Origin of the sequence: Burkholderia sp. AU31652 (genome assembly GCF_002223155.1) — a bacterium.
Classification (GTDB): Bacteria; Pseudomonadota; Gammaproteobacteria; order Burkholderiales; family Burkholderiaceae; genus Burkholderia.
In genome coordinates, this window is record NZ_NKFG01000004.1 from 855,765 (window position 1) to 879,357 (window position 23,593).

Sequence of the window (23,593 nt, forward strand, 5' to 3'; positions counted from 1 at the left end):
GGGCAGGATGGCGGCCGGACTCCGTTCGGTCACCGATAAGCCGCGCTGTACATGCTGCGCCGCAGTGCTACGATGAAGTGTCCTTTTGCGGGAGAGCACCATGGACACCAACACGTTCACGAAGGGCATCTACACGGCCAAGGCGCATACCCAGCATGCGGGCAACGGGCAGTTCCAGGGTTACGTGATCCTCGCGCGGGACGACGGGGACGACACCGAGAACACGCGCTACGACGTCCACTCGACGAGCCCCAGCGAGGAGGAAGCATTCGAGGAGGCAAAGGCGCTCGCGCACCGGATCCTCGGCGAAATCGAGCTGTAGCGCGCCGCCATTCAGGCGCGGCTCAGAGCAGCCGCGCCACCATCGACAGCAGCATCGTCAGCACCAGCGTCGACATGAACGGGAACGGGTAGCGCCGCCCGCCGAGCGTCAGCGTGACGTCGCCCGGCATCCGCCCGATGCCGAGCTTGCCGAGCCACGGCCAGCAGCGCGTCAGGATCATCACCGCGACGAACGACGTCATCAGCCAGCGCAGCATGTCGGCTCCCGTCAGAGTGCGTGCGAGCGGTCGCCGCGCGCGAACGCGTCGAGCGTGCCGTCGATGCCGCGCGAGAACGCGATCACCTTGAACAGCTCGCCCATCTCGGCTTCGGAAATCAGCTTCTGCACCGCGTTCGCGGCCGGCAGGAACGCGTGGATGTCCGACGGATCGATCGCGGACAACGCGTCGGTGATGCCCGCGTTCAGCAGGAAGCGCGCCTGCGACGTGTAACCGAGCAAATCGGCGCCGGTCGCGACGGCCGCGTCGTAGATGCCGGTGAATTCGACGTGCGCGGTGATGTCCTGCAGCCCCGGGTACAGGAACGGATCGTCGTGCGCATGGTGACGGTAGTGGCACATCAGCGTGCCGCGGTCGCGCTGCGGGTGGTAGTACTCGTGCGCGGGAAAGCCGTAGTCGACCAGCAGCACCGCGCCGCGCCCGAGCATCGTGCAGACGGTGCGCGTGAACGCCAGCGCGGCCTCGTGCGTCTCGGTCACGTAACCGTCCGCCGCATCGTCGAGGCCCGCGAGTACCGGCGGCAAGCCGGCCGGTGCGGCCGGGCGGTCCTCGAACACGAACGCCTGCCGCGCGTCGAGCGCGACGCCGCGCTCCTGCCATGCGCCGCCCGCCTTCGCGAACAGGCGCACCGGCATCGCATCGAGCACCTCGTTACCGACCACGACGCCGTCGAACCGCTCGGGCAGCGCGTCGAGCCAGCGCACCTTCGCGGCGAGCGCCGGCGCGGCGGCCGTGATCGTGTCGCGCTGCCGCTCGCGCAGCTCGCCCGAGAGATCGACGATCAGGTAGGCGTCGAGTTCGACGCCCTGCGCGTCGAGCGCCGCGAGCAGCCCGGCCGCGAGCTTGCCCGTGCCGGCGCCGAATTCCATCACGCTGCGCGTGCCGCTCGCCGCAAGCGCTTCCGCGACCGGCTGCGCGAGCGTCTGCGCGAACAGCGGCGACAGCTCGGGCGCGGTGACGAAGTCACTGCCGTCGTCGGCGCGGCGCCCGAACTTGCGCGCGCCGCCGCTGTAATAACCGAGGCCGGGCGCATACAGCGCGCGCTCCATGAAGCGGTCGAACGGCAGCCAGCCGCCGGCCGCCGCGATCTCGTCGCGCAGTTGCGCGGCGAGGGTTTCGGACTGCGCAAGCGCGTCAGGGCCGGGAGCAGGTAAACTAGCGGGTTCGTGAGCTTTCGGGTTCATCCCGGCATTGTAAATGACCGTTTCAGCCGATATGTCGACCCAGCGCGTGGCGCTCGTCACGGGTGCCCTGGGCAGCGCGGCCGACGCCGCGTCGATCGGTCGTGCGCTCGCCACCGGATTCGCCCGGCGCGGCTGGGACGTCGCGCTGCAGCGCAGCCACGGCGCGCCGCATGCGGCAGCCGACGCACTCGTCGCCGAAGTCGCGGCGCTCGGCCGCCGCGCGGTCGTGCTCGACGCCGATCTGGCCCTGGAAGCCGACGCCGCCGGACTCGTCGCCGCGTGCGGCGCGGCGCTCGGCCGGCCCGCGTGCGCGGTGTTCGTGAGCGCCAGCGCCGGCGCCGACGACGCGCACACGGTGGACGGCGCGTCGCTCGCCGGCGCCCTCGCGCGCAACGTGACGGCGCCGCTCGCGCTGGCCCGCGCGCTCGCCGATGCGACGCCCGACGCCGCGCGCGAGCACGAGGCGCTGCGCGCCTGCGCGATCCACGTGCTGGATCAGGCCCTGTTTCACCCTGCGCCGGCGCAGATGTCGCACGCGCTGATGCAGGCCGCGCTGAATCGCGCGACGTCGGCGCTGGCGCTGGCGCTCGCGCCGAAGGTGCGGGTCGCGGCGCTCGTGCGCGGCCACGCGCCGCACGCGGACGACATCGCGGCGGCCGCCTGCTATCTCGCGAGCGCGCCGGGCGTCACCGGCGCGACGCTGACCGTCGACGGCGGCGAGCACCTCGTGCCGCCCGCCGTCGGCCCGAATGAATGAACTGCGCGGAAACGCGCGGCCTGAGCGCCGCCGCCCGCGCCGCTTTGCGTGTGCGCACGCCAATTTGACTGGGACGACCATGTTTTCCGCTCTCCTGCACCCCCGCCTCGCGGACTGCCGCAGGCTCTACCTGCGCGACTACGAAGTGCACATCAACATCGGTGCCTTCGAACACGAGAAGCGCGGCGAGCAGCGCGTCGTCATCAATATCGACCTGTTCGTGCCGCTCGCGCTGTCCACCCCCGTCGACGACCGGCTGCATGAAATCGTCGACTACGATCTGATGAAGCAGAGCGTCACGCAATGCCTGGCGCGCGGCCACATCCACCTGCAGGAAACGCTGTGCGACGCGATCGCCGCGCGCCTGCTGGCGCACGATGCCGTGCGCGCGGTACGCGTCTGTACCGAGAAACCGGACGCTTATCCGGACTGCGACGCCGTCGGCGTCGAAGTCTTTCGCATCAAGGACGAGGAGCGCGCATGAACGCCCCCCACATGAATGACACGGCGGCCGATGCCGCCACCCTCGACACGCCCGCGGCCCCGGCCGGCCGCCCGGCGCTCACGCGCCGCGAACAGAAGGACGCGTACGAGAACAACAAGCTGTTCAAGCGGATCGCGCGCCAGGTCGGCCAGGCGATCGGCGACTTCAACATGATCGAGCAGGGCGACAAGGTGATGGTGTGCCTGTCGGGCGGCAAGGACAGCTATGCGATGCTCGACGTGCTGCTGCGCCTGCGCGAGCGCGCGCCGATCGATTTCGACATCGTCGCGGTGAACCTCGACCAGAAGCAGCCGGGCTTCCCCGAGCACGTGCTGCCGGAATACCTGAAGCAGGTCGGCGTGCCGTTCCACATCGAGAACCAGGACACCTACAGCATCGTCAAGCGCCTCGTGCCCGAGGGCAAGACGACCTGCTCGCTGTGCTCGCGGCTGCGCCGCGGGATCCTGTACCGCGTGGCCGGCGAGCTCGGCGCGACCAAGATCGCGCTCGGCCACCACCGCGACGACATCGTGCAGACGCTGCTGCTCAACATGTTCTACGGCGGCAAGCTGAAGGGGATGCCGCCGAAGCTGCAGTCGGACGACGGCAAGAACATCGTGATCCGCCCGCTCGCGTACGTGAAGGAAACCGATCTGGAGAAATACGCGGAACTGCGCGAATTCCCGATCATCCCGTGCAACCTGTGCGGCAGCCAGCCGAACCTGAAGCGCGCGGAAATGAAGGCGCTGATCCGCGAATGGGACAAGCGCTTCCCGGGCCGCGTCGAGAACATGTTCAACGCGCTCGCGAAGGTCGTGCCGTCGCACCTGATGGACACGACGCTGTACCCGTTCCAGTCGCTGCGCGCGACGGGCGAGGCCGATCCGCAGGGCGACATCGCGTTCGACGAGGAACCGTGCGCGTCGGGCGACGACAGCGCGGCGCCGGGCGGCGCCCAACCGATCTCGATCGTCCAGTTCGACGACCTGTAAGCGGGGCCGGAACCCTTGTCGGAACGGGGCCGCAAGTCCTCTTTCCGGCACTGTCGCCCCGCCGCGACAGGCCCGGGACGCCGGGGGCCGCATGCTAAAATAGGCGGCTTCGAACTCCTCTTACAGCTGGCGCCATGAATATCGTGATTTTGGCGGCAGGCACCGGCAAGCGCATGCGTTCCGCGCTGCCGAAAGTGCTTCATCCCCTGGCCGGCAGGCCGCTCCTCTCCCACGTCATCGACACCGCGCGCACGCTGCAGCCGTCCCGGCTCGTCGTCGTCGTCGGTCACGGCGCCGAGCAGGTTCAGGCCGCCGTCGCCGCGCCCGACGTCCAGTTCGCGGTGCAGGCCGAGCAGCTCGGCACCGGCCACGCGGTGCGCCAGGCGCTGCCGCTCCTCGATCCCGCGCAACCGACGCTCGTGCTGTACGGCGACGTGCCGCTCACGCGCGCGTCGACCTTGCAGCGCCTCGTCGACGCCGCGCGCGAAGGCCGCTACGGGATTCTGACGGTCACGCTCGACGATCCGACCGGCTACGGCCGCATCGTGCGCGACGCGGCCGGCTTCGTCACGCGCATTGTCGAACAGAAGGACGCGTCGCCCGAACAGCTGAAGATCGCCGAGATCAACACCGGCATCATCGTCACGCCCACGGCCCAGCTGTCGATGTGGCTCGGCGCGCTGACGAACGAGAACGCGCAGGGCGAGTACTACCTGACCGACGTCGTCGAACTGGCGATCGAGGCCGGTTTCGAGGTCGTCACCGCGCAGCCCGACGAGGAATGGGAAACGCTCGGCGTGAACAGCAAGGCGCAGCTCGCCGAGCTCGAGCGCATCCACCAGCGCAATATCGCCGACGCACTGCTCGTCGACGGCGTCACGCTCGCCGATCCGGCGCGCGTCGACGTGCGCGGCACGCTGCGCTGCGGCCGCGACGTGTCGATCGACGTGAACTGCGTGTTCGAAGGCAACGTGACGCTCGCCGACAACGTGACGATCGGCGCGAACTGCGTGATCCGCAACGCGTCGGTCGGCGCGGGCACGCGCATCGACGCGTTCACGCACATCGACGGCGCCGAGCTCGGCGCGCACACCGTGATCGGCCCGTACGCGCGGCTGCGCCCCGGCGCGCAGCTCGCGGACGAAGCGCACGTCGGCAACTTCGTCGAGGTGAAGAACGCGGTGATCGGCCACGGCTCGAAGGCGAACCACCTCACGTACATCGGCGACGCCGACATCGGCGCGCGCGTGAACATCGGCGCGGGCACGATCACCTGCAACTACGACGGCGCGAACAAGTTCCGCACCGTGATCGAGGACGACGTGTTCGTCGGCTCCGACACGCAGCTCGTCGCGCCCGTGCGCGTCGGCCGCGGCGTGACGATCGCCGCCGGCACGACGATCTGGAAGGACGTGGCCGACGGCCTGCTCGCGTTGAACGAGAAGACCCAGACCGCGAAGAGCGGCTACGTCCGCCCGGTCAAGAAGAAAAGCTGAACCTTTTGCGGGCGCCCCGACGGCGTCCGCGTCGACTTACAGGACTCACTCATTCATGTGCGGCATTGTCGGCGCAGTTGCGCAGCGTAATATCGTTCCGGTGCTGATCGAAGGATTGCGGCGCCTCGAATACCGTGGCTACGACTCGTGCGGCGTCGCCGTGCTCGAGCCAGGCGCACCGAAGCGCGCGCGCAGCGTCGCACGCGTCGCCGATCTCGACGCGCAGGTGCGCGAATCGCACCTCGAAGGCACCACCGGCGTCGCGCACACGCGCTGGGCGACGCACGGCGCGCCCGTCACGCACAACGCGCATCCGATCTTCTCGTCGAACGCGCTCGCGCTCGTCCACAACGGCATCATCGAGAACTTCGAAGCGCTGCGCGAAGCGCTGCGCGCGAAGGGCTACGAATTCGTGTCGCAGACCGACACCGAAGTGATCGCCCACCTCGTGCACAGCCTGTATCGCGGCAACCTGTTCGACGCGGTGCGCGAGGCGGTGGGCCAGCTGCACGGCGCGTATGCGATCGCCGTGATCCACAAGGACCAGCCGCACACCGTCGTCGGCGCGCGCCAGGGTTCGCCGCTCGTGGTCGGCCACGGCGACGGCGAGAACTTCCTCGCGTCCGACGCACTCGCGCTCGCGGGCAGCACCGACCGCTTCACGTTCCTCGAGGAAGGCGACGTGTGCGAGCTGTCGCTCGACGGCGTGAAGATCGTCGACCGCAACGGCGCCACCGTGCAGCGCGAGATCCGCGTGGTCAGCGCCTACGGCGGCGCGGTCGAACTCGGGCCGTATCGCCACTTCATGCAGAAGGAAATCTTCGAGCAGCCGCGCGCGCTCAGCGATACCGTGCCGCAGACGGATGCATTCGACGCGACGCTGTTCGGCGACGCCGCGCCCGCCGCGTTCGCGGAGATCGACAGCCTGCTGATCCTCGCGTGCGGTACGAGCTACTACTCGGGCCTGACCGCGAAGTACTGGCTCGAATCGATCGCGAAGATCCCGACCCAGGTCGAGATCGCGAGCGAATACCGCTACCGCGAATCGGTGCCGAACCCGCGCCAGCTCGTGCTGGTGATCTCGCAATCGGGCGAGACCGCCGACACGCTCGCCGCGCTCAAGCACGCGCAGTCGCTCGGCCATACGCATACGCTCGCGGTCTGCAACGTCGCGACGAGCGCGATGGTGCGCCTCACCGAAATGCAGTTCCTGACGCACGCGGGCACCGAGATCGGCGTCGCGTCGACGAAGGCGTTCACGACGCAGCTCGTCGCGCTGTTTGTGCTGGCGGCCACGCTCGGCAAGCTGCGCGGGCACGTCGATGCCGCGCAGGAAGCCGAATTCCTGAAGCAGCTGCGCCACCTGCCGGCCGCGCTGAACAGCGTGCTCGCGCTGGAGCCGCAGATCATCGCGTGGTCGGAGGAATTCGCGCGCAAGGAAAACGCGCTGTTCCTCGGCCGCGGGCTGCACTACCCGATCGCGCTCGAAGGCGCGCTGAAGCTGAAGGAAATCTCGTACATCCACGCCGAGGCCTATCCGGCCGGCGAACTGAAGCACGGGCCGCTCGCGCTCGTCACGGAAGCGATGCCGGTCGTCACGGTCGCGCCGAACGACACGCTGCTCGAGAAGCTGAAGTCGAACATGCAGGAAGTGCGTGCGCGCGGCGGCGAGCTGTACGTGTTCGCCGATGCCGACACGCAGATCGTCAACGACGACGGCCTGCACGTGATCCGGATGCCGGAGCACTACGGGCAACTGTCGCCGATCCTGCACGTCGTGCCGCTGCAATTGCTCGCGTATCACACCGCGTGCGCGCGCGGCACCGACGTCGACAAGCCGCGGAACCTCGCGAAGTCGGTGACGGTGGAATAAGGCGGGAAGTCGGGATGGCCTCCGCCGGGCCGTCCCGGGCGCGGTCCGGCGTGAAGCAGGCCATTCGGCCAGGTCGAAATATATACCACTTGGTGGTATATAATCCTGTGCAAACTCGACCGACCCGACATGCCTGCTTCCGTACGACGCGTCTTCAAGACGAAGTGGTTTCACAAGGCAGCGAGAAAATCAGGTATCGCCGATGCCGAACGCTGCCGCGTCGCGCAGGAACTGGCACGCGGCCAGGGCACCGAGCTCGGCGGCAACGTCTGGAAAAAGCGCCTGGACGGCAATCGGCAGCGCGGGATCGTGCTGAGCAAGGTCGGGCGAGCGTGGGTGTTCGTGTTCCTGTTCGCGAAACGCGATCGGGACGACATCGACGAACGCGAACTGCGCGCCTTCAGAAAGCTCGCCGCGGATATCGGGCGCCGCAGCGACACCGAGGTCGCGACGCTGATCGCACTTAAAGAGCTTGTGGAGATTTGCAATGGCTAAGAGTCGATTCAAGAGCGATGCGACGGAGGCGATTCACAGCGCCGCGTCGGGCCTCTATCGCGCCAAGCTGATCGACAAGAAGACGATGCGCGAATACGACGATCTCTGCATCGAAGCCGCGCCGCAGTTCGACCCCGAGGCAATCGCCCGCATCCGCAAATCCGTCAACGTCAGCCAGAGCGTGTTCGCGCTCTACCTGAACACGACGGCTTCGACGATCCGCCAATGGGAACAGGGCGACAAGCGGCCGAGCGGCATCGCCGCCCGGATGCTGCAGATCGTCGAGAAGCACGGGCTCGAGGTGTTCTCCTGAGCCACTGCCCCGAATGCGCATGCACGGCCGGCCGAACGCGGGTCGCAAGGAATATGACGGAGAGACAATGGTAAGACTGATTGGATGCGGTGTGCTGGCGCTGACGTTCGCGTCGACGGGCTGGGCCGCCGAGCATTACGTCGAGGTCTGGAACCCGCCCGAGGCGCGGAAGCCGGCGGCCCATGCGCCGGAAGCCCGTACGCCGGAAGCCCGTATGCCGGATGCCCGTACCCCGGCCACGCACACGGGCGCCGACGCGCGCACCGGCAAGAGCGCGGAGAAGCACGCGAACGCCACCCCGAAAGCCGCGGCGAAGCCGCACAAGCGCCGCGTCGCGCAGGCGGTGAAAGCCGATTCGCATCGCCCGCCCGCGGCCGGGACGCCGGCCGCTCCGCGCCCCGTTGCGCAGCCCGCACCGGGACGCCTGACGGTGATGCAGCCGGCTGCGCCCGATGCGCCGCACGCACTGAGTTACTCCAACATCCCGCGTCAATACACGCCGGACGGCAACGTGCTGCAGGTCGGCACGCACGGCCGCTCCGCGGAGGTGACTCGATAATGGAAGCGCAAACCTACCACGGCTACCAGATCTGGGGCCACGCGATCCTGCAGCAGGACGAGATCCTGCAACCCGAGCGCTTCGCGGCGAGCGGCACGATCACGCAGAACAACAAGCTGGTCGAGGCGTCGGGCGTGCTCGGTGTGTTCGACACCGAGGACGATGCGCGCGAAGCAGGGCTCGAATGGGCTCGCGCCTGGATCGACAGCCACCGCTGAGCCGGCGCCACGCATCGGCCGGCTGCACACCGCAAATGAAAAAAAGGGGCGTCATGGACGCCCCTTTCCTCGTCGACCCCGAACAACTCAGGCTGCAGGCCGTGGCGGCCGCATGGCCGTCTGCGGCCGGCCGACGAGCCGTGCCAGCCCGACGATCGTGGCCAGTGTCGCGAGGTACGCGACGATCTGGATCCCCGCCGGTCGCGCGGTATAGCCGATCAGCGCATGCAGCGCCTTGCCGACAAGGCTCGAATCCTTGAGCAGCCACGACGTATCCCAGATCGTATCGCCCCACGACGGCACGAGGCCCGCCGAGAGCAGGAAGCCGACGCACTGGCTGGCCATCCCCGCCGCGAGCAGCACGATCAGCCAGTTGGTGACGGAGAACAGGCGCTTCAGCGGAATCTGCAGCAGGCCCGCATACATCCCGTAGCCGAGCCCGGCGCCGCCCAGCACACCCAGCAGCCCGCCGACGATCATCTGCGGCGTCTGCCCCGGATCGCCCGCCGCGATGCCGTACAGGAACAGCACGGCCTCGGAGCCTTCGCGCAATACCGCGACGCCGACCACGATCGCCAGCCCCGTCAGCGGCTTGCTGCCGTCCGCGACGGCGCGCCCGACCGCGGTCATCTGCATCGCCATCTCGCGGCCGTGCCGGCTCATCCAGATGCTGTGCCACGCGAGCATCAGCGTCGCGACGAACATCACGCCCGCGTTGAAGACTTCCTGCCCCATGCCGGACGCCCACTGCGAGATCCCGTCGGCGAACGCGGCGATCAGGCCGGCGCCGATCACGCCGCCCGCCAGCCCGCCGCCGACCCACCAGCCGCGCCGCGGCACGCCCTTGGTGGCGGCCATCACGATCGACACCACCAGCGCGGCCTCGAGCACTTCACGAAAGATGATCAGGGCAGTAGACAACATGGCGATAGGGGCTTATTTGACGGTCAGGTGCGTCTTCGACTGCGCTTCGTGATACTCGTCGTGGAATTCGTACGTGCCGGCCTTCAGCGGCCCGACCAGGATCTCCACCGACTTGCCCGCAGGCACGACCTTCTCCGCCTTGAAGTCGTCGCTCTCGAATTCGGCGGGCGTCGCGTCGAGGTTCTTCACGACGAACTTCACCTTCTTGCCGGCCGGGATCGTCACGCCATCGGGCGAAAACTTGTGGTCCTTCAGGGTCAGGTTGACGACATCGTCGGCCGCGAATGCGGACGTGGCCGATGCGCCCAGCAGGGCCAGCGCGAAGCCGAAAGCAAAACGGTTCATGAGGGTAACGAATTGAAATATCGAAGGGAACCGATACTAAGATCGATTCGCATTTTCAACTCGCGTACCCTTACTGGCGACATGGTGATCACGCTTCATGGATCGCCGTCACGCGTTGCCCGGCAAGGCATCCGCCCCGCCGTGCCCGGAATGCTTCGCCGTCAATCGGGATAAATTCCGAATGACGTCAAAGGCGCGACCGCAATTCGTCAGACTTCACGCTTACAACCGTCTGTCGCTGCAGCGACGCCGCGACATGGATTTCCCGCAACACGCGTACGCTTGACCTTCCCACCGTGGCAAGCTTCATGCTGTCGATGCTTGTCAATCGTCAACTCAGGAGAACACGATGGAATTCGAAGTCCAGGACATGACCTGCGGCGGCTGCGCCAACGCCATCACGCGCGCGGTGACGGCCGCCGATCCCGCCGCGAAGCTCGACATCGACGTCGCGGCGAAGATCGTCAAGGTCGAATCGGCGCAAGGCGCCGAGCGCGTGCAGTCGATCATCGAAGCCGCCGGCTTCCACCCCGCGCTGCGCGCCGCATAACGTCCGCACCCTGCGAACCGCGGGCACACCGCCGACCGGCGCTGCGCCCGCGCCCGATTGCGCGTCAGCGCAGCCGGATCAGCGTCGACTTCAGCTCGGTGTATTTCTCGAGCGCATGCAGCGACTTGTCGCGGCCGTTGCCCGACTGCTTGTAGCCGCCAAACGGGAAGTTCATGTCGCCGCCCTCGTCGTAGCAGTTCACCCAGACGGTGCCCGCACGCAGCCGGCGCGACACGTCGTGCGCGGTCGTCAGGTTCGACGTCCACACGGCCGCGGCCAGCCCGTATTCGGTGTCGTTCGCGATCCGCACCGCTTCGTCGACGTCGTCGAACACGATCACCGACAGCACGGGCCCGAAGATCTCCTCGCGCGCGATCTTCGCGTCGGGCTTCACCTCGAACACCGTCGGCTCCACGTAGAAGCCGCCCGTTTCCGCCTTCACGCGCGCACCACCCGTGACGAGCCTGCCTTCGCTGCGACCGGCCTCGATATAGCCGAGCACGCGCTCGAGCTGGATGCCGTCGACGATCGCGCCCATCGACACCGACGGATCGAGCGGATTGCCGGGCACGTACGCACGCGCGGCCGCGACGAGCTTCTCGATGAACGCGTCCTTGATGTCGCGGTGCACGAGCAGGCGCGAGCCTGCCGTGCACATCTCGCCCATGTTGTAGAAGATCGCGCCGGCAGCCGCCTGCGCCGCGCGGTCGAGATCGGGACAATCGGGCAGCACGATGTTCGGCGACTTGCCGCCGAGTTCGAGCCACGCGCGCTTCAGGTTCGACTGCGCGGCGTACTGCATGATCAGCTTGCCGACCGCCGTCGAGCCCGTGAACGCGATGCAGTCGACGTCGCGATGCAGCGCGAGCAGCTTGCCCGGCTCGCCCGCGCCCGGCACGACGTTGAACACGCCCGCGGGAATGCCGGCCTCAACCGCGAGTTGCGCGACACGGATCGCGGTCAGCGGCGATTTCTCCGACGGCTTCAGCACGACGCTGTTGCCGGCCGCGAGCGCGGGACCGAATTTCCACGCGGCCATCAGGATCGGGAAGTTCCACGGCACGACGGCGGCCACCACGCCGACCGGCTCACGCGTGACGAGACCGACGAGATGATGATCGGCCGGCGCAACCTCGCCGCCCACCTTGTCGATCGCTTCCGCAAACCATTCGACGCAGTACGCGGCGCCCGGCACGTCGACCGTCGTCGTGTCGCCGATCGGCTTGCCGGCGTCGAGCGTTTCGAGCAGTGACAGCTCGTCGAGATGCTCGCGCATCAGCGCGGCCCAGCGCAGCAGCACGGCCTTGCGCGCACGCGGGTTCAGCCCGGCCCACACGCCCGCGTCGAACGCGCGGCGCGCGGCGGCAACAGCCGCGTTCACGTCGGCTTCGCCGCAATCGGCGACCTTCACGAGCACGCGGCCGTCGATCGGGCTCACGCAGTCGAACGTCTTGCCGCCGTGCGCGTCGCACGACGCGCCGTCGATGAATGCGCGCCCTTCGATCTCGAGCGACGCCGCCTTGTCCTGCCAGTCAGCCAAAGTCAACTTGTTCATCAGGATGCCTCAGTTTTTTGGCATTCGCGATGCGGCACGCCGCTGCGCATGACGCGCAGCCGGCCGGCAGCGAATGCAGTGACGCGCGGGGGAGCTCAGAAGGTCGCCGGCGAATTGGCCGAGACGACCTCGCAGATCAGGTCCGCGCTGGGATTGCGAAAACGGTGCGGCAAACGGCTTTCGAAGTAGTAGCCGTCTCCGGGGTCGAGCAGCCACGTCGCGCCGTCGACGGTCAGCTCGAGCCGGCCCGACACGACGACCCCGCCCTCGTGCCCCGCGTGCACGAGCATCTCGGGCCCCGTATCGGCCTGCGGCTGGTAGATCTCGCGCAGGATGCACATGTTGCGATCCTTCATGCTCGCGCCGACCAGATGAAACGCGAGCGTGTCGTTGCCGAGGTTCGGCATCTCGTCGCGACGCGACACGACCGAGCGCGATTCGACGAGCTCGAACGTGAAGAACTCCGCGAGACTCATCGGGATGCATTCGAGCAGCTTCTTCAACGAGCCGACCGACGGGCTCACGCGGCCCTGTTCGATCAGCGAGATCGTGCCGTTGGTCACGCCGGCCCGCTTCGCGAGTTCGCGCTGCGACAGGCCATGCTTGTTGCGCACGAAACGCAGGCGCTCGGCGACTTCGGTGGACATCGATTCGGTTTCGGACACGATAAGTGCGATGACAAAGTGAAACGACGCGGTGGACAGCCGTTGAATATTCTAATCACTTTATGCCGCACATCAGCGGGGAAAACCCTGAAAGGCGTTCGAAATAATGAACACCCCGCCGATTATTCCTTTTGCGAATCTTTTGTTCGCACTGCTCGGGAAAGCCCTGATACAGCACCGTTAAAAAACATTTGACGCCGTTTTTGGCTCGTATATGCTGGCTCTCAGGTTAGCGTCATCAAGCATTCATCGGCAGCAAAAAACGTTATTGCAACGCAAAAATTGATGCCCATCAATGTAAATAACGCGTAACCGGCGCCTTGATTATTTTAAACGCCCCGCGCGTCGAAACGGTCAGGTGTTCAATACTTTCAACAACCCAGTCGAGTGTAATCGTGAGAGTCCGTGGCCCTCTGGTGAGGTGGGATCGAGGCGATGTGCGAAGTTTGCGCAGCGCGGCGTCCGCTTCCGACGACGGCAGTTGCGGCTGGCATAGTCCTCGCCTGCTTCACCTGTCGATCTACACCATCCTGTCCCGTCGTTCCGTTCGGCGTCACAACGCCGTTTCCGCACGCGCATTCGTCGCCGTCGATACCGACGAAGTGGCGTCGCTGCTGCCGTAGCGCCTCTCCTTTCTTTACGTCGTTCGTTTCATCTGCTGATTCGCCAACCGCATCGTCCGTGCGGTGACGGAACGCGTTCGCGCATGCGTTGCCGCGTCGCGTGTCGCAATGAAACGAACGACGGCCTGATCGTCGCGCGCAGCGCGGATCGCCACGCCATCCCGTTGCGCCCATTCACCAGCGGCCCTGCGTCTCGCGCAAGGCTGCGGGGCTGTTGCACGCCGGCGTTTCGCCACATCCGGCAAGCAAGACGCAACAACCCTCCGGATAACTGATTGACGTCATGGATAGAAGGAAACCCCTCGTCGGCATCACCGCCGACCACACGCAAATCGGCGCGCATGCGTCGCATACGGTCGGCGACAAATACGTCGCCGCGATCGTCGATGGTGCGCAGGCGTTCGCGATGGTGCTGCCCGCGCTCGGCGAGCGCCAGTCGGTCGACGACGTACTCGACACGGTCGACGGCCTGCTGTTTACCGGCAGTTACTCGAACGTCGAGCCGCACCGGTACGGCGGCGAACCGAGCGCACCGGGCACGAAGCACGACCCGGCCCGCGACGCGACCACGCTGCCGCTGCTGCGCGCGGCGATCGCCGCGGGCGTGCCCGTGCTGGCCGTCTGCCGCGGCTTCCAGGAGCTGAACGTCGTCTGCGGCGGCACGCTGCACCAGCGCGTGCACGAAGTGCCGGGCCTCGCCGATCACCGCGAGGACGACGACGCGCCGATGGAGACGCAGTACGGCCCCGCGCACGTCGTGCGCCTGACGCCCGGCGGCACGCTGCACGCGCTCGCCGGCGGCCGCGACGAAGTGCACGTGAACTCGCTGCACAAGCAGGGCATCGCGCAACTCGGCTCCGGCCTCGCCGTCGAGGCCGTCGCGCCGGACGGGCTGATCGAAGCCGTGAGCGTCGTCGATGCGCCGGCTTTCGCCCTCGCCGTGCAGTGGCATCCGGAGTGGCGCCATGCGCAGGACCCGCTGTCGAGCGCGATCTTCCGCGCCTTCGGCGATGCCTGCCGCGTCCGCCGCGCTGCCCGCACGCGCGCCATGGCCGCCGCCGCGCTCGCCTGAGCGCCGACCCAACCAACGAGAACAGACATGCAAGACATCGAAGACTTTCTGAAGCAGCACCGGATCACCGAGATCGAAGCGATCATTCCCGACATGGCCGGTATCGCGCGCGGCAAGATCACGCCGCGCAACAAGTTCACGTCCGGCGAGTCGATGCGCCTGCCGCAGGCCGTGATGGTGCAGACCGTCACCGGCGAATATCCGGAAGACGGCTCGCTGACCGGCGTGACCGACCCCGACATGGTGTGCGTGCCCGACACGTCGACGATCCGCCTGATCCCGTGGGCCGTCGACCCGACCGCGCAGGTGATCCACGACTGCGTGCACTTCGACGGCTCGCCGGTCGAGATCTCGCCGCGCTACGTGCTGCGCCGCGTGCTCGACCTGTACAAGGCGAAGGGCTGGAAGCCCGTCGTCGCGCCGGAACTCGAGTTCTACCTGGTCGACATGAACAAGGACCCCGACCTGCCGCTGCGCCCGCCGGTCGGCCGCACGGGCCGCCCCGAAACGGGCCGCCAGTCGTATTCGATCGAGGCCGTCAACGAGTTCGACCCGCTGTTCGAGGACATCTACGAGTACTGCGAAGCGCAGAACCTCGACATCGACACGCTGATCCACGAAGTCGGCGCCGCGCAGATGGAGATCAACTTCATGCACGGCGACGCGCTGTCGCTCGCCGACCAGGTGTTCCTGTTCAAGCGCACGGTGCGCGAGGCCGCGCTGCGTCACAACATGTACGCGACGTTCATGGCCAAGCCGATGGAAGACGAACCGGGCTCGGCGATGCACGTGCACCAGAGCATCGTCGACGAGGAAACGGGCCAGAACCTGTTCACGTCGCCGGAAACCGGCGGCGCGACGTCGATGTTCTACAACTTCCTCGCGGGGCTGCAGAAGTACACGCCGGCGCTGATGCCGATCTTCGCGCCGTACATCAACTCGTATCGCCGCCTGTCGCGCTTCATGGCTGCGCCGATCAACGTGCAGTGGGGCTACGACAACCGCACGGTCGGCTTCCGCATCCCGCACTCGGGCCCGTCGGCACGCCGCATCGAGAACCGCATCCCCGGCGTCGACTGCAACCCGTACCTCGCGCTCGCCGCGACGCTCGCGGCCGGCTATCTCGGCATGACGCAGCGCCTGGAGCCGACCGAGCCGCTCGTCAGCGACGGCTACGACCTGCCGTACCAGCTGCCGCGCAACCTCGAGGAAGGGCTGACGCTGATGGCCGCCTGCGAGCCGCTCGGCGAGATCCTCGGCCACAAGTTCCTGAAGGCGTATTTCGCGCTGAAGGAAACCGAATACGAAGCGTTCTTCCGCGTGATCAGCTCGTGGGAACGCCGCCATCTGCTGCTGCACGTCTGAGCGTGCACTCGACCGAATACGGAATCACGGAGGAAACATGACGTACCGCAACGAATCTGCCTGGATCCAGCCGGCCGCGCCGAGCGCCACGGCCGCCGCACCGCGCGCGACGCAGGCGCGCACGACCGCCGAATACCGCGCGCTCGACGCCGCGCACCACATCCACCCGTTCTCGGACATGGGCGCGTTGAACCGCGCCGGCAGCCGCGTGATCGTGAAGGCCGACGGCGTCTACCTGTGGGACTCGGACGGCAACAAGGTGATCGACGGGATGGCCGGCCTCTGGTGCGTGAACGTCGGCTACGGCCGCAAGGAACTCGCCGACGCCGCGTATCGCCAGATCCAGGAACTGCCGTTCTACAACACGTTCTTCAAGACCACGCACCCGCCGGTGATCGAACTCTCCGCGATGCTCGCGGAAGTCACGCCGGCCGGCTTCAACCACTTCTTCTATTGCAACAGCGGCTCGGAAGGCAACGACACCGTGCTGCGCCTCGTGCACCAGTACTGGCGCGTGCAGGGCCAGCCGCAGAAGAAATACGTGATCTCGCGCAAGAACGGCTATCACGGCTCGACGATCGCCGGCGGCACGCTCGGCGGGATGGGCTACATGCACGAGCAGATGCCGTCGAAGGTCGAGAACATCGTGCATATCGACCAGCCGTATTTCTTCGGTGAAGCGGCGGCCGGCGAAACGCCGGAAGCGTTCGGCCTGGCACGCGCGCAGCAGCTCGAAGCGAAGATCCTCGAACTCGGCGCGGAGAACGTCGCCGCGTTCATCGGCGAGCCGTTCCAGGGCGCGGGCGGCGTGATCTTCCCGCCGTCGACGTACTGGCCGGAAATCCAGCGGATCTGCCGCAAGTACGACATCCTGCTGGTGGCCGACGAAGTGATCGGCGGCTTCGGCCGCACCGGCGAATGGTTCGCACACCAACACTTCGGCTTCGAACCCGATCTCATCACGATGGCCAAGGGCCTCACGTCGGGCTACGTGCCGATGGGGGCGGTCGGCATTCACGAACGCGTGGCGCGGCCGATCATCGACAACGGCGAATTCAATCACGGCCTCACGTACTCGGGCCACCCGGTCGCGGCGGCCGTCGCGGTCGCGAACCTGAAGCTGCTGCGCGATGAAGGGATCGTCGAGCGCGTGAAGAACGACACGGGCCCGTACTTCCAGGCGCTGATGCGCGAAACCTTCGCGCGCCACCCGATCGTCGGCGAGGTGCATGGCCACGGCCTCGTCGCGAGCCTGCAGCTCGCCGAAGCGCCGGCCGAACGCCGCCGCTTCGCGAACGGTGGCGACGTCGGCACGATCTGCCGCGACTTCTGCTTCAACGGCAACCTGATCATGCGCGCGACCGGCGACCGGATGCTGCTGTCGCCGCCGCTCGTGATCTCGCGTCCGGAAATCGATGAACTCGTATCGAAGGCGAAAAAAGCAGTCGATGCAACCGCCCAGCAACTGGGTATTTCGTAACGGTTTTTGCCTACAGGCGTGCGGCGGGCGCCGCACGCCGCCATAACCAGGGGAATTCCACCATGCGTGCCTGCTTTCTTCGCCAAGCCTGTTCCGTTGCCGCCCTTGCCGCCGCGGCCGCGTTCACGTCGGTCGCCAGCCCGACGGCACACGCGGCCGACGAGCTGAACGTCTACAACTGGTCCGACTACATCGCACCCGACACGATCCCGAACTTCCAGAAGCAGACGGGCATTCACGTCAAGTACGACAACTACGACAGCGACGACACGCTTCAGGCGAAGCTGCTGGCCGGCAGTTCGGGTTACGACATCGTCGTGCCGACGTCGAACTACATGGCCAAGCAGATCCAGGCCGGCGTGTACCAGAAGCTCGACAAGTCGAAGCTGCCGAACCTCGCGAACCTCGACCCGCTCTTGATGAAGATGATCTCGGATGCCGACCCGGGCAACCAGTACGGCGTGCCCTGGGCCTACGGCACGGACGGCATCGGCTACAACGCGCAGGCGGTGAAGAAGGCCCTCGGCGACAAGGCGCCGGTCGACAGCTGGGCGCTGGTGTTCGATCCGGCCAACATGGAAAAGCTGAAGAGCTGCGGCGTGTCGTTCCTCGACCAGGCCGTCGACGTGTTCGCCGCCACGCTGCAATACATGGGCAAGGATCCGAACAGCAAGAATCCCGGCGACTACCAGGCTGCGTTCGAAGTCCTGAAGAAAGTCCGCCCGTACATCACCCAGTTCAACTCGTCCGGCTACATCAACGACCTCGCGAACAACGACGTGTGCGTCGTGCTCGGCTGGTCGGGCGACGTCGGCATCGCGCATCGCCGCTCGGCCGAAGCGAAGCGTTCGTACGACATCAAGTTCTCGAATCCGAAGGAAGGCGGCCTGCTGTGGTTCGACGTGATGGTGATCCCGAAGGATGCACCGCACGCCGAAGCCGCACTGAAGTGGATCAACTACGTGTCGGATCCGAAGGTCAACGCGGCGATCACCAACACGGTGTTCTACCCGACCGCGAACAAGGCCGCGCACCAGTTCGTCACGCCGGCCGTCGCACAGGACCCGACCGTCTACCCGCCTGAAGACGTGCTGAAGAAGATGGTGCTGATGAAGCCGATGCCGGCCGACATCCTGCGCCTCGAGAACCGTCTGTGGGCCCAATTGAAGACCGGCCACTGATCGACCTGAATTCCGGCGGCGCAGGCGGCGCTTCACGCCTGCCCGCCTGAGATCCGCGGACCTCCGTCCGCCCGCGCGCGCCGCGCGCACTGTTCCATCCGGCACGAGCCGTCGCCCGTGAGTCGCGTTTTGCGCCTCGCGCGGGGGCGCTCACGCCTGCAATCCGTGAAGAACGAATGGTGAATCCCATGCAATCGATACCCTCTTCCGCTGCTGCACGACACACCCAGCCGGCCCCCGCGGCCCGTACGCAAAACGACGCCTTCGTGCGCATCGAAAACGTCGTGAAGAAATTCGGCGACAGCACCGCCGTCGACAACGTGAACCTGACGATCGCGAAGAACGAGCTGTTCGCGCTGCTCGGCAGCTCCGGCTGCGGCAAGTCGACGTTGCTGCGCATGCTCGCCGGGCTCGAGACGGCCACCTCCGGCAAGATCTTCGTCGACGGCGAGGACCTCGCGTCGCTGCCGCCGTATCGCCGCCCGGTGAACATGATGTTCCAGTCGTACGCGCTGTTCCCGCACATGACGGTCGAATCGAACGTCGCGTTCGGCCTGAAGCAGGAAGGCACGCCGAAGCACGAGATCAAGGCGCGCGTGGCCGACGCGCTCGCGCTCGTGCAGATGAGCAAGTACGCGCAGCGCAAGCCGCATCAGCTCTCCGGCGGCCAGCAGCAGCGTGTCGCGCTCGCGCGCTCGCTGGTCAAGCGCCCGAAGCTCTTGCTGCTCGACGAGCCGATGTCCGCGCTCGACAAGAAGATCCGCCAGAAGACCCAGCTCGAACTCGTGAACATCATCGAGAAGGTCGACGTGACCTGCGTGATGGTCACGCACGACCAGGAAGAGGCGATGACGATGGCCAGCCGCCTCGCGGTGATGAGCGAAGGCAAGATCGTGCAGATCGGCGCGCCGGGCGAGGTGTACGAGTTTCCGAACAGCCGCTTCTCGGCCGAATTCATCGGCTCGACCAACCTGTTCGAAGGGCGCGTGGTCGAGGACGAACCCGATCACATCTTCGTTGAAAGCGACGACCTCGAGGCGCGCATGTACGTGAGCCACGGCGTCACCGGCCCGCTCGGCATGCCGGTCGGCATCTCGGTGCGCCCGGAACGCATTCACGTGTCGCGCGAAAAGCCCGGCTCGAAACACAACTGGGCGCGCGGCGTCGTGACCGACATCGCGTACATGGGCAGCTACTCGCTGTACCACGTGCGCTTGCCGAGCGGCAAGACGGTCGTGTCGAACCTGTCGAGCTCGCACCTGATGCACGACAACGCACCGGCGTGGAACGACGACGTGTTCGTGTCGTGGTCGCCGGCCAGCGGCGTCGTGCTGACGCAGTGAGGACGCCACGATGAGAACCTCCGCTTCCACGTCCTCCACTCCGGTGTCGACCGGCACGACCGCCGCGCCCCAGGCTGACAAGCGCCGAGGCCGCTTTGCCGCGCTGTCGCGCTTCCTGCCGTCGGGCCGCAGCGTCGCGATCGGCGTGCCGTTCGTATGGCTGGCCGTGTTCTTCGCGCTGCCGTTCGTGCTGGTGCTGAAGATCAGCTTCGCCGACCAGGTGATGGGCATTCCGCCGTACACGTCGCTCGTCGAGATCAAGGACGGCGTCGTGCACTTCGCGCTGCAGCTGTCGCACTACGCGTTCCTGCTGCAGGACGACCTGTACATCGCGACCTACCTCAGCTCACTGAAGATGGCCGCCGTGTCGACGGTGCTGTGCCTGCTGATCGGCTATCCGATGGCGTACTACATCGCGCGCTCGGAACCGAACCGCCGCAACGTGCTGATGATGGCCGTGATGCTGCCGTTCTGGACGTCGTTCCTGATCCGCGTGTACGCATGGATCGGCATCCTGAAGGACGATGGCCTCTTGAACCACACGCTGATCGCGCTCGGCATCATCCACACGCCGCTGCGCCTCTATCACAGCGATGCGGGCGTCTACATCGGGATGGTCTATTCGTACCTGCCGTTCATGGTGATGCCGCTGTACGCGCACCTCGTGAAGATGGACCTCACGCTGCTCGAAGCCGCGTACGACCTCGGCGCGAAACCGTGGGTCGCGTTCACGCGGATCACGCTGCCGCTGTCGAAGAACGGGATCATCGCCGGCAGCCTGCTGGTGTTCATCCCGGCAGTCGGCGAGTACGTGATTCCGGAGCTGCTCGGCGGCGCCGACACGCTGATGATCGGCCGCGTGATGTGGGATGAATTCTTCAACAACATGGACTGGCCGATGGCGTCCGCGGTGACGGTCGCGATGGTGCTGCTGTTGCTGGTGCCGATGGCGCTGTTCCAGTACTACCAGGTCAAGGAACTGGAGGACGCGAAATGATCAAGCCGAGCAAACCGCTGTCGACGGGCGTCCTCGCCTTCGGCTTCCTGTTCCTGTACATCCCGATCATCAGCCTGGCCGTGTACTCGTTCAACGAGTCGAAGCTGGTGACGGTGTGGTCGGGCTTCTCGCTGAAGTGGTACGCGGCGCTGCTGGACGACGACGAGCTGCTGAGCGCCGCGTGGCTGTCGCTGAAGATCGGCCTGCTGACGGCCACTGCATCGGTCGTGATCGGCACGTGGGCGGGCTTCGTGCTCGCGCGCTTCGGCCGCTTCAAGGGCTTCACGCTGTACACGGGGATGATCAACGCGCCGCTGGTGATTCCGGAAGTGATCCAGGGCATCTCGCTGCTGTTGCTGTTCGTTGCGCTGGAGCAGATGTTCGGCTGGCCGAAGGGGCGCGGGATGGTGACGATCTGGATCGGCCACGTGATGCTGTGCGTGTCGTACGTGGCGATCATCGTGCAGTCGCGCGTGAAGGAGATGAACAAGTCGCTGGAAGAGGCGGCGCTCGATTTGGGTGCGACGCCGCTGAAGGTGTTCTTCGTGGTGACGCTGCCGCTGATCTCGCAGGCGCTGCTGTCGGGGTGGCTGCTGTCGTTCACGCTGTCGATCGACGACCTGGTGCTGTCGGCGTTCCTGTCCGGGCCGGGCTCGACGACGCTGCCGCTGGTGGTGTTCTCGCGCGTGCGGCTGGGGCTGAACCCGGAGATGAACGCGCTGGCGACGCTGTTCATCACGGCGGTGACGATCGGCGTGATCGTCGTGAACCGGATGATGATCGCGCGTGAGCGGCGCCGTATCGCCGACATGAAGGCGGCGTTCGCGGTGGCGTGACGTATCGCCTCCTGTTCCAAAGATAACAAGCACTGCAGACAAGCAAGATGCGCCGCCCCAGGGGGGGGCGCGCGATTCGATTCCGATTTGACAGGCACACGACAAGGAGAATCCGCAATGAAGAAGAAACTGATCTGCCTGCTGGTGGCCGGCGCGTTACCGGGCATCGCGCTGGCCGACTCGACATCCGCCGAGATCAAGGCGCTGCAGGCGCAGGTCGCGGCGCTGCAGAAACAGATGAAGGCGATGCAGGCGCAACTGTCGGCGAAGGGCGGCCCCGCGACCGCCCAGGCCGGCACGAAGGCAGGGGTGGGCGTCGCGCCGGCCGCGGTGGCCGTCGACTCGGGCTCGCCGGACTACGGCAAGGCGCAGGCCACGCTGACCAACGATGAGGTCGGCGAAATGAAGCAGCAGATCGCGAACCAGCAGCTGAAGGTCGACTCGCTGACGGACGCGGCCAACACGGGCCCGCTCGCCGGCCTGTCGGTGACGGGCTACATCGACCCGACCTACATGTACAACCGCGCGGCCGGCACGTCGTCGTTCCTGTTCGCGAACCACGAGAACGCGTACAACTACTTCAACAGCACGTTCGGCGATCTCTACCTCGACATCAAGAAGACGTTCGGCGTCGGCCCGATGGCGCCGTCGGCGGAAATCACGCTGATGCCGAACCGCGGCAACGGCATCACGCTGCTGCAGAACTCGCGCGGCTCGATCACCGACAACCTGCTGAACACCGCGGTCATCAACGTGCCGATCACCGCCGAAACGACGCTGGTCGCCGGCCTGATCCCGAGCTTCGGCGGCTACGAGGTGCAGCAGTCGAACCAGATGCTCACGCTCACGCACAACCTGCTGTACGATTTCTCGGATCCGGGCAGCTACGTCGGGATCGGCGCGAACTACACGAAGGGCAACTGGGCGTGGAAGTTCTTCCTCGGCAACGAGCAGTACCGCACGTACGGTTCGGTCACGCAGAAGGGCGTGAATGCGCTCGGCGACCCGATCACCACCAGCAACAAGGTGCCGACCTTCACCGCACGCGCGGACTACACGTGGTCGAGTGCGCTCGACATCGGCGGTTCGTTCAATATCGGTCGCCAGACGCTGTCGTCGGCAGCTGTGACAGATCCGGTTACCGGCCAACAAATCGGCGTCAACTACGGCCCGGGTGGTGCAGCACCGAGCGCGTACGGCTCGTTCTTCTTCGGTGAACTCGACGCGACCTACACGCTCGCCGACATTCAGTACAACGCGGAAGTCGACTACGGCCGTCAGCAGCATGCGGCGTTCAACGGCGGGCTCGCGCAGTGGTACGGCCTGTCGCTGCTCGCGCACCGCAAGTTCAACGCGCCGGTGGTCGGCCGCATGGGCGTGACGCTGCGCTACGACCTGCTCGCCAACTCGAAGAACGGCGGCGGCGGCGGCGGCATCGCGCTGAACGGCAACGGGATGGACCCGAGCAACGGCTTCGGCGTCGACGCGGACTGCCTCGCGCAGTCGAAGGCCGGCGGCGGCCTGGGCTTCGAGTGCAAGGGGGCCGTGCGCCAGGATGTCGCGCTCGACCTGCTGTTCTATCCGACCCAGCAGATCACCGTGAAGGTCGAATACCGCCACGACTGGGCGAACAACAAGGTGTTCCTGCGCAACGACGGATCGTATGGCAAGTCCAACGACCTGCTCGCGACGCAGTTCATCTATTCGTTCTGACGCAGCCCGCGCG

General features: G+C 66.5%; 26 protein-coding genes. 20 read left to right on the forward strand and 6 right to left on the reverse strand.

Annotated elements, in window-relative coordinates:
- Positions 1-100 precede the first annotated feature (100 nt).
- A complete protein-coding gene (locus CFB40_RS16365; protein WP_069249042.1) occupies positions 101-322 on the forward strand; it encodes a hypothetical protein in 222 nt (73 codons plus the stop codon).
- A 22-nt stretch (positions 323-344) separates the two neighbouring features.
- On the opposite strand, the gene CFB40_RS16370 is transcribed toward CFB40_RS16365, so the two are convergent.
- Both CFB40_RS16370 and CFB40_RS16375 read right to left on the reverse strand, forming a co-directional pair.
- Positions 345-539: a DUF2905 domain-containing protein gene (locus CFB40_RS16370; RefSeq protein WP_039355363.1), complete on the reverse strand. Its 195-nt coding sequence runs from the start codon at positions 537-539 to the stop codon at positions 345-347.
- Positions 540-550: 11 nt separating this feature from the next.
- Positions 551-1,744, reverse strand: coding sequence for a class I SAM-dependent methyltransferase (locus CFB40_RS16375; protein WP_089426486.1), 1,194 nt, complete (start codon positions 1,742-1,744; stop codon positions 551-553).
- A gap of 13 nt (positions 1,745-1,757) precedes the next feature.
- On the opposite strand from CFB40_RS16375, the gene CFB40_RS16380 reads away from it, so the two are divergent.
- The 9 genes from CFB40_RS16380 (at position 1,758) to CFB40_RS16420 (ending at position 8,931) form a co-directional block, all read left to right on the forward strand.
- Positions 1,758-2,501, forward strand: a complete 744-nt coding sequence (locus CFB40_RS16380; protein ID WP_089431793.1) for an SDR family oxidoreductase — start codon at positions 1,758-1,760, stop codon at positions 2,499-2,501.
- A 79-nt stretch (positions 2,502-2,580) separates the two neighbouring features.
- The gene (locus CFB40_RS16385) at positions 2,581-2,985 is read left to right on the forward strand and encodes a dihydroneopterin aldolase (protein WP_089431794.1); all 405 of its coding nucleotides are present in this window, start codon (positions 2,581-2,583) and stop codon (positions 2,983-2,985) included.
- Complete coding sequence (ttcA, locus tag CFB40_RS16390; protein ID WP_089431795.1) at positions 2,982-3,977, forward strand: tRNA 2-thiocytidine(32) synthetase TtcA; 996 nt, start codon at positions 2,982-2,984, stop codon at positions 3,975-3,977. Before CFB40_RS16385 ends, ttcA begins: the two co-directional genes overlap by 4 nt.
- A 134-nt stretch (positions 3,978-4,111) precedes the next feature.
- Positions 4,112-5,473, forward strand: a complete 1,362-nt coding sequence (glmU, locus tag CFB40_RS16395; protein ID WP_089431796.1) for a bifunctional UDP-N-acetylglucosamine diphosphorylase/glucosamine-1-phosphate N-acetyltransferase GlmU — start codon at positions 4,112-4,114, stop codon at positions 5,471-5,473.
- A 55-nt stretch (positions 5,474-5,528) separates the two neighbouring features.
- Positions 5,529-7,346, forward strand: coding sequence for a glutamine--fructose-6-phosphate transaminase (isomerizing) (gene glmS / locus CFB40_RS16400; RefSeq protein WP_089431797.1), 1,818 nt, complete (start codon positions 5,529-5,531; stop codon positions 7,344-7,346).
- A 129-nt stretch (positions 7,347-7,475) separates the two neighbouring features.
- On the forward strand, positions 7,476-7,841 hold the full coding sequence (locus tag CFB40_RS16405; protein WP_089426490.1) for a type II toxin-antitoxin system RelE/ParE family toxin: 366 nt from the start codon (positions 7,476-7,478) through the stop codon (positions 7,839-7,841).
- Entirely contained in the window at positions 7,834-8,154 is a 321-nt protein-coding gene (locus tag CFB40_RS16410) for a helix-turn-helix domain-containing protein (RefSeq protein ID WP_011353433.1), read from the forward strand. Before CFB40_RS16405 ends, CFB40_RS16410 begins: the two co-directional genes overlap by 8 nt.
- A 67-nt stretch (positions 8,155-8,221) precedes the next feature.
- Positions 8,222-8,713, forward strand: a complete 492-nt coding sequence (locus tag CFB40_RS16415; protein ID WP_089426491.1) for a hypothetical protein — start codon at positions 8,222-8,224, stop codon at positions 8,711-8,713.
- The gene (locus CFB40_RS16420) at positions 8,713-8,931 is read left to right on the forward strand and encodes a hypothetical protein (protein WP_021162109.1); all 219 of its coding nucleotides are present in this window, start codon (positions 8,713-8,715) and stop codon (positions 8,929-8,931) included. Before CFB40_RS16415 ends, CFB40_RS16420 begins: the two co-directional genes overlap by 1 nt.
- Positions 8,932-9,018: 87 nt before the next feature.
- On the opposite strand, the gene CFB40_RS16425 is transcribed toward CFB40_RS16420, so the two are convergent.
- Both CFB40_RS16425 and CFB40_RS16430 read right to left on the reverse strand, forming a co-directional pair.
- The gene (locus CFB40_RS16425; RefSeq protein WP_089431798.1) at positions 9,019-9,855 is read right to left on the reverse strand and encodes an FTR1 family iron permease; all 837 of its coding nucleotides are present in this window, start codon (positions 9,853-9,855) and stop codon (positions 9,019-9,021) included.
- Between the two features lie 12 nt (positions 9,856-9,867).
- Positions 9,868-10,200 (reverse strand): cupredoxin domain-containing protein, encoded by a 333-nt coding sequence (locus CFB40_RS16430; protein ID WP_011353437.1) that lies wholly within the window; start codon positions 10,198-10,200, stop codon positions 9,868-9,870.
- A gap of 349 nt (positions 10,201-10,549) precedes the next feature.
- On the opposite strand from CFB40_RS16430, the gene CFB40_RS16435 reads away from it, so the two are divergent.
- Positions 10,550-10,750 (forward strand): heavy-metal-associated domain-containing protein, encoded by a 201-nt coding sequence (locus tag CFB40_RS16435; RefSeq protein ID WP_011353438.1) that lies wholly within the window; start codon positions 10,550-10,552, stop codon positions 10,748-10,750.
- Positions 10,751-10,814: 64 nt separating this feature from the next.
- Here CFB40_RS16435 and CFB40_RS16440 read toward each other — a convergent pair whose 3' ends face one another.
- Together CFB40_RS16440 and CFB40_RS16445 are read right to left on the reverse strand one after the other, a co-directional pair.
- Complete coding sequence (locus tag CFB40_RS16440; RefSeq protein ID WP_089431799.1) at positions 10,815-12,305, reverse strand: aldehyde dehydrogenase; 1,491 nt, start codon at positions 12,303-12,305, stop codon at positions 10,815-10,817.
- A gap of 95 nt (positions 12,306-12,400) precedes the next feature.
- The gene (locus CFB40_RS16445) at positions 12,401-12,952 is read right to left on the reverse strand and encodes a cupin domain-containing protein (protein ID WP_089426670.1); all 552 of its coding nucleotides are present in this window, start codon (positions 12,950-12,952) and stop codon (positions 12,401-12,403) included.
- A gap of 455 nt (positions 12,953-13,407) precedes the next feature.
- Here CFB40_RS16445 and CFB40_RS39085 point away from each other — a divergent pair, with 455 nt between their 5' ends.
- From CFB40_RS39085 to CFB40_RS16490, 9 genes are all read left to right on the forward strand, one after another.
- Entirely contained in the window at positions 13,408-13,593 is a 186-nt protein-coding gene (locus CFB40_RS39085) for a hypothetical protein (RefSeq protein ID WP_043184603.1), read from the forward strand.
- A 283-nt stretch (positions 13,594-13,876) separates the two neighbouring features.
- Complete coding sequence (locus tag CFB40_RS16455) at positions 13,877-14,665, forward strand: gamma-glutamyl-gamma-aminobutyrate hydrolase family protein (RefSeq protein ID WP_089426494.1); 789 nt, start codon at positions 13,877-13,879, stop codon at positions 14,663-14,665.
- Positions 14,666-14,692: 27 nt separating this feature from the next.
- The gene (locus CFB40_RS16460) at positions 14,693-16,030 is read left to right on the forward strand and encodes a glutamine synthetase family protein (RefSeq protein ID WP_089426495.1); all 1,338 of its coding nucleotides are present in this window, start codon (positions 14,693-14,695) and stop codon (positions 16,028-16,030) included.
- Between the two features lie 37 nt (positions 16,031-16,067).
- A complete protein-coding gene (locus CFB40_RS16465; protein ID WP_089431800.1) occupies positions 16,068-17,510 on the forward strand; it encodes an aspartate aminotransferase family protein in 1,443 nt (480 codons plus the stop codon).
- 62 nt (positions 17,511-17,572) lie between these two features.
- Positions 17,573-18,691: a polyamine ABC transporter substrate-binding protein gene (locus CFB40_RS16470; protein ID WP_089426497.1), complete on the forward strand. Its 1,119-nt coding sequence runs from the start codon at positions 17,573-17,575 to the stop codon at positions 18,689-18,691.
- A gap of 188 nt (positions 18,692-18,879) precedes the next feature.
- Positions 18,880-20,034, forward strand: coding sequence for an ABC transporter ATP-binding protein (locus CFB40_RS16475; RefSeq protein WP_089431901.1), 1,155 nt, complete (start codon positions 18,880-18,882; stop codon positions 20,032-20,034).
- A gap of 10 nt (positions 20,035-20,044) precedes the next feature.
- Positions 20,045-21,031: an ABC transporter permease subunit gene (locus tag CFB40_RS16480; RefSeq protein WP_089431801.1), complete on the forward strand. Its 987-nt coding sequence runs from the start codon at positions 20,045-20,047 to the stop codon at positions 21,029-21,031.
- Positions 21,028-21,867 (forward strand): ABC transporter permease subunit, encoded by an 840-nt coding sequence (locus tag CFB40_RS16485; protein ID WP_089431802.1) that lies wholly within the window; start codon positions 21,028-21,030, stop codon positions 21,865-21,867. Before CFB40_RS16480 ends, CFB40_RS16485 begins: the two co-directional genes overlap by 4 nt.
- Positions 21,868-21,984: 117 nt before the next feature.
- Positions 21,985-23,580, forward strand: a complete 1,596-nt coding sequence (locus CFB40_RS16490) for a DUF3138 family protein (protein WP_089431803.1) — start codon at positions 21,985-21,987, stop codon at positions 23,578-23,580.
- Positions 23,581-23,593: the final 13 nt, after the last annotated feature.